Source organism: Desulfogranum mediterraneum DSM 13871 (assembly GCF_000429965.1).
Lineage (GTDB): Bacteria > Desulfobacterota > Desulfobulbia > Desulfobulbales > Desulfobulbaceae > Desulfogranum > Desulfogranum mediterraneum.
On sequence record NZ_AUCW01000058.1, the window covers coordinates 1 to 4,582 of the forward strand.

At 43.6% G+C, this 4,582-nt stretch carries 5 protein-coding genes and 2 pseudogenes; 5 read left to right on the top strand and 2 right to left on the bottom strand.

From position 1 onward, the window contains the following. Nucleotides 1-208: 208 nt before the first annotated feature. The 4 genes and pseudogenes from G494_RS26345 to G494_RS0114520 all read left to right on the top strand — a co-directional run. A pseudogene (locus tag G494_RS26345) lies at nt 209-421 on the top strand (transposase domain-containing protein); the annotation flags it as partial. A gap of 50 nt (nt 422-471) precedes the next feature. Beyond that, a complete protein-coding gene (locus tag G494_RS25630; protein ID WP_153305901.1) occupies nt 472-1,440 on the top strand; it encodes a hypothetical protein in 969 nt (322 codons plus the stop codon). Nucleotides 1,441-1,501: 61 nt separating this feature from the next. Continuing rightward, on the top strand, nt 1,502-2,125 hold the full coding sequence (locus G494_RS23710) for a pentapeptide repeat-containing protein (protein ID WP_084456899.1): 624 nt from the start codon (nt 1,502-1,504) through the stop codon (nt 2,123-2,125). A gap of 47 nt (nt 2,126-2,172) precedes the next feature. After that, nucleotides 2,173-3,057 (top strand): hypothetical protein, encoded by an 885-nt coding sequence (locus G494_RS0114520; RefSeq protein WP_028585108.1) that lies wholly within the window; start codon nt 2,173-2,175, stop codon nt 3,055-3,057. On the opposite strand, the pseudogene G494_RS28205 reads toward G494_RS0114520, so the two are convergent. Continuing rightward, a pseudogene (locus G494_RS28205) lies at nt 3,050-3,196 on the bottom strand (IS30 family transposase); the annotation flags it as partial. The gene G494_RS0114520 and the pseudogene G494_RS28205 overlap by 8 nt on opposite strands. 167 nt (nt 3,197-3,363) lie before the next feature. Here G494_RS28205 and G494_RS26960 point away from each other — a divergent pair. Then, nucleotides 3,364-4,128, top strand: coding sequence for a hypothetical protein (locus tag G494_RS26960; RefSeq protein ID WP_153305902.1), 765 nt, complete (start codon nt 3,364-3,366; stop codon nt 4,126-4,128). 291 nt (nt 4,129-4,419) lie between these two features. Here the strand turns inward: G494_RS26960 and G494_RS23720 are convergent. Further along, nucleotides 4,420-4,582: integrase core domain-containing protein (locus G494_RS23720; RefSeq protein ID WP_035246782.1), on the bottom strand; the 163-nt coding region annotated here is incomplete at its 5' end.

Genomic DNA, 4,582 nt, shown 5'->3' on the forward strand with positions numbered 1-4,582 from the left:
CACTCGCTACAAACCCACCTGTGATGTACTCTCGTTTCTGGATGGATTGTAAATTATGCTGACATTATCGTTACACTACCGACGTCACGGTTACCCTTCAAAAAGCCATTGGTGGGGCATTACACCACTGCATCCGCAGGATGCCGGTAGTGAACTCCGCATAATCGCGAACTGTGCATAATTCCTGTTATGCTGAGCTCAGCATAACAGGAAAAACTGGCTCTTTTCAGGAAATCCTGAAGGAGCGGAAGCCAGTGCAGCGCTGTATAGCCTGATTGAAACAGCCAAAGCAAATGAAATGGAGCCCTACAGTTATCTTCGTCATATTTTCGAGGGCCTACCGCTGGCTGAATCCCTGGAAGATTATGAAGCCTTGCTCCCCTGGAATGCCAAGGCTGCAATCAGCAACACCTCGATGTAACCGTAACGGTGTTGCCGCCACCACCCACAGCCGAACTAAGCGCTGCACTTTTGAACATTGCTGCAGGGGAGACAACCGAACTCATCTGGGAGACCGATGGTGCTGAGAGTGTCACCATCAACCAGGAGATAGGCACTGTGGGGGTAAGCGGTTCCATTGAGGTAACCCCTTCAGTTACCACAGCCTATACCCTTACAGCTGTCAATGCAGGGGGAAGCGCCTCGGTATCAGCAACCATATCGGTGGTGCCGTTGCGTTTAGTCATTGAACCTCCCTTGGACCAAGTTAGCACCCCCGCTGCATCTATTCCTGTTAAAGGTCGAGTTATCACCACCGCCTCTTATGCGCAAGTAGCTGTCAACAGTCAGCCGGCTCTGGTCAATAATAAGGAGTTCCTCCTTCCCGAGTTCAGTTTAGAATCCGGTCAAAATAGTGTAACTGTTCACGCGACTGATTCCAATGGTAACAGTACTGAAGCCATGTTGACGGTTAACCGGGAAACAACCTTGAACTGGCTGGAAATTCAGATGGAGAAAGCCGGTGGTTTCGCTCCGTTGGCCACCAGGTTGCGCATTGTACCTCACCTTCAAGCAGCAGTGAATTGGGATACCGCAATATTACTGGATCAAGGACCTGGCAGTGTTCTGGTTGAAGGCAGTGCCGAGCAGGGCTATCAACTGAGCTTCAGCGAGCCTGGCATGTATACCCTTGATCTTGAGCTCAGGGATGAAATCGGAGAAGTATACACTGCGCAGGTTTATATTTCGGTCGTGGAGCCTCTGACTGCAGCAGACTGGCAAGCCATGAACCAGGGAGTGCAAGCGGTTGAAGACAGTTTTACCGTTCTGCTGAACACCATGGACGTCCTGGAAGCCCGCCAACAAGTTTTGGAAGAAGCAAGGGCAAATGGGGATTTTTCCAGTGCCACCCTCTCTTCCGGTTCACTTTGTCTGTTTTTTAGAGGCTTGATCCCGGTTATCCTTGACCTACCTGATCCTGACGCGCCACCTGTTGATTAGTCGTTGCTATGATTAACAGGCAATTTTTCATTATGTTACTTAAAAAATAAGAGAAGTGATTATGCAAAGATATAATGTTGTGATCTTATGTATTTTAGCATTTTTTTTCTGGTGTCGACCAGTGTTCGCCTTTGACCAGCAACATCTTGAAATATTGCAGACCACTAAAAGATGTGAAGAGTGTGACCTTTCCGGAGCCAACTTGGAAGGTGTTTGTTTGGAAAACGCTTGTTTGGCTGGATCCGATTTAAGTGATGCAAATTTAAGTAAGGCCGATCTACAAAACGCAGTTCTTTATAACTGTATATTAGTAGGTGTGAAGCTTGATAGTGCAAATATGACTCATACGAAGCTGCAAAGAGCAAACCTTGCTGGTGTGGATTTTAGCCAAGTGACATATATAAGGGCGAATTTTAAAGGTGCAAATCTACAGGGGGCCAATTTCGAGGGTGTTGACATGCGTCAGAATAGCATGAGAAAGGCTGATTTGCGTGGAGCCAACCTACAGAAGGCCAATCTTGATTGGGTCAGATTACAAGGAGCCGATTTGCGCGGAGCTGATTTAACAGGAGCAAGTATGAGCAATACCCAGGTGAAGGGTGCATTATTTGATGAACAAGGTCGTGAGTATGCCAGGCAGCACGGCGCGAATTTCGAACATGACCGTAGAGTGGACACAAATTAAACGGCCCATAAATCTATTCATTCGAAAAAGTATACGGAATTTTTATTATGAATGCCAACCGTTGCACCGCTACCCTGATCGCTCTTACTATTCTGTTGTCTATTCCGCAGGTAACACAATCATCAGAATACCGTTATCCTGGTAATAGTAAGGTCCTCTTGTATGCACCTGGGTATAGTACACCAAATGACGAGCAAAAGGATATAGCGGATGATGGGCAGGAGGTATTCTTCGAAGCTGAGCATTTTAACACTTTTACAAGTCCAGTTGCTATTCTTGGAGATGCTGCTGCTTCTGTGGAAATGGTCAAAAAATTCGGAGATTATGGCACAGTTATCATGCACACCCATGGTTGGTACTGGGATTCAACGACAGGAATAGGCCCTTTTCCCGGCTTCCGTACAGGAACCGTTGCTCTTGAATACGGTGTTGCTCCCGATAACGGATTAGTTGATGATCAATACCTTGACGATTTGTTGTTTTGGCGGTTAGCAGTCAGTAAAAAGCCCAACACCGTCGGGGTTTACCATTATGTAGTTCTCCCTTGGTTTGTTGAGAAATATGTCGATTCGATGGATGATACATTTATGTACCTTGGTTTCTGCTCCAGTATGCATAACGATGAGATGTGGAAGGTATTTAAAGCAAAAGGTGCGAAAGTAGCCTTTGGCTGGTCTAGGAAAATTTATCGAGAGACCAACGAAACTTTTTTTATCGCTCTTATGGAGAAAATGCTGCCGGGGGATGAAAATGTGAAGCCACTTACGGTAGCCGAATCATTTGCCACAATTCCTCAAGTTGTCTGGGATGAGAGTTTAAAAGATAAGGAAGATAACTATGCCAACGGTCGTATCATTTTTAAACCTGACTCGCCTGACTGGGGGAATTTTATATTCAAAGATCCTGAATACATTGTGGCTGAATTCAAGTGATAAGTGCATAACCCATGATTTTTCTGACATCGATACCTGTCAGTTTGTTGAAAACTTCATAGGGTGTTTTGAAATTGAGACATTTTCTTGGCCTATTGTTTAGATTGTTTACGGACTGAACAACCTGTTCCATCGTGACCTTGATCAGTTCCATTTGTTTGGGATCCCAGAAATAATCGTTATGCACAAGTCGAGGATAATGAAGGTAATGAGGTTGAATTTCCATGCGATAAAAGAGATATTTATAATTGGCTTAGTTTTAGACAGGACGTAAGTGAAACATTTCTTTATGATCAGTATTTATCTTTGAAAATGCCAGAAATATCATCATATTTACATGATGAAGTTGAATGGAGTCCGTCTACTCCACCATATAGTTATGTCTGCATCAAAGACTCACCGGCAGAATACAACTTAAATCTACAAGATACTGTTCCTGTATCTTCATATGAAGAATTAGGTCATTTTGTAAATTCTATATTCCAGGACATTACTCATGTCTACTCAAGTGACAGTGATTGTGGGTCAAGCTACTATGTCAATAGATGCAACGAATATATTAGTTGTGGAACTATGAACGTATCCAAGACTACTAACTATGACTATGATTTTGAGGACGGAGCTTTACACCGAGATTCTCGTTATCCAGATTTTTATGCTGTTACTCGTGTCGCACGAAATGAAAATGTAATTTCCGAAGATCGTTTCTTTCAGGATACATACTGGAACTGCACAGACCCTGTATGGCCTAGTACTCAACTTAAAAATACATCTTTGCTTTATTATACACCATTAGGTGAACTTGCAGAGATCAGCTTTCAGGAAGTAAGTGAAGCTTACCGTTCTTGGGTTACTTGCTCTGCAGAGAGTGAAGACTATGAACTTGGCTATCAACAACTCGATCTTTCATCAAAACGATTTATCAATCGCAATAAAAGGTCAGGTAGCATAGAAGTAGCTTTTTGGTTGTTATCAGTTAAAAATAAATCCAAGGAAAAAAACTGTGGAGCTAGTGCTTTGTATCAAATTTATTTGCCATATGCTGTGAGGATACCGAGCCATGGTCAATAAACGAGGGTTCCTTAGATGTATATGTCCATGCAAATGTAAACTTATTATCCAGTGGTAACTATTCGTTGCCTCTTTCCTCTGGCAGAAATATTCAGTTTGAAGATGCTATAAAATCAGCATATGAAGAGCTTTTTAATAAGCTGTATCAAGAAGATGAAGATGCGCCTACTATTAACATTGAGATCAAGATAGTCAGGTAAAAATAGTGAGCCTCCACAGATAGAGGGTCCAGAGGTGGCTCCGTTCGTTTGGACAAGCTTTACTGCTTCTAAGGTGGAATCTCCTGCCTGGTTACGCTGCCTGTTCGACCGTCGGCAACATTACGGCATACGCCTCATCGGGCGTCTTTTTCTCTAATTTTGAATGGGGTCTATTGCGGTTGTACCAATCAAGATAGCGCATGATCGATTTGCGGGCCTCGGCGATTGAGTCATAGGCGAACAGGTAGATCTCC